Consider the following 1,047-nt stretch of genomic DNA (forward strand, 5'->3'; position numbering starts at 1 on the left):
CTTTAAATTCCGGGGTGTATCGTTGGTTGCTCATATAACTTTCTCCTATGCTCATAGAGTAGCTCAGGAGTGTCCACTAGAGTGTGGGAAGTCCATAGAGTAGCTCAGGAGTGTCCACTAGAGTGTGGGAAGTCCACCATCCGTTTGATTGCTTTGTTAGGCATTAAACCTACGGCAGCTCTACAAGCATTAACACTATAACCATTTGATGGTATGCCCAATACCAGCTGCGGACTCTGCATATTTTATGGCTGCCTCAATTGATGGGAAGCCCCCACTACCAGCGTTATAAACACCGCGCTGAGTTGTTGAACCGTACTGCAAATAAAAAGTGTCTTGCACTAGATCATTAGCAATTTCTGGTGGGTCTTCATAATCACCGGTACCGTAATGTATCTTGCTGAAAACGATTCGAATATCACACTCAACCAATTCATCGTAAAGAAATGTTCCTTGCTTTACGATGTTGTGTTCAAAATTTTGTTTTTCCATGCTTTGCCTAACGCTTAGTTAATGGGCAGTTTGTAAGTTGCGCTTGCGATAACCTTTCCGCAACGATTCACCAAATGCGCGACTTACAAACTGTCCCAGCGCACGCAGTGCGCGGATTCAACGCCTTGTTGTAAGCTGGACTTTAGTTGTTTCTACAAAGTGCAAACTCTTACGAAAACCGCACTCAATTATTTTGTTCAACGCGCGGACTTGATGGAGCTGTATCCGAGCGCGATTAACTTTAATTCAATTTCAAATTTCACTAACACTGCGGCGAATTTAGCACGGCAGTGAAACCCACGTGAACTTTCAGCACTCGACCACAGGTTAGACCGGACGGCAGGTGATGCAATAGAAACTGCAAACGCTTTTCGTCATAACACCGACCAAGTGCGATTACAACACTAAAATATTACCTTACAACCTGTCGAGCACACGAAGTGTGCGGTGCTGGAGCGGCTTGTATGATTGATTTCGACAGTTTCCGTATCAGTCTTAAAGCGATAAGGTAAGACCCATACCTGCTGCAACAGGTATTCAGCAAGGTAGCCCGAT

Annotated in this window: 1 protein-coding gene; it reads right to left on the reverse strand. The window is 44.7% G+C overall.

Translation table 11 applies throughout. The features are described 5' to 3' along the window. Positions 1-195 precede the first annotated feature (195 nt). Positions 196-492, reverse strand: coding sequence for a hypothetical protein (locus J2X05_RS21125; RefSeq protein ID WP_310076424.1), 297 nt, complete (start codon positions 490-492; stop codon positions 196-198). Positions 493-1,047 lie beyond the last annotated feature (555 nt).

Source organism: Cellvibrio fibrivorans, assembly GCF_031457055.1.
Taxonomy (GTDB): Bacteria; Pseudomonadota; Gammaproteobacteria; order Pseudomonadales; family Cellvibrionaceae; genus Cellvibrio; species Cellvibrio fibrivorans.

Bases quoted from the DNA above. Each gene is read 5' to 3' on its own strand.
- J2X05_RS21125 (WP_310076424.1), bottom strand. From the start codon at position 492: ATGGAAAAACAAAATTTTGAACACAACATCGTAAAGCAAGGAACATTT.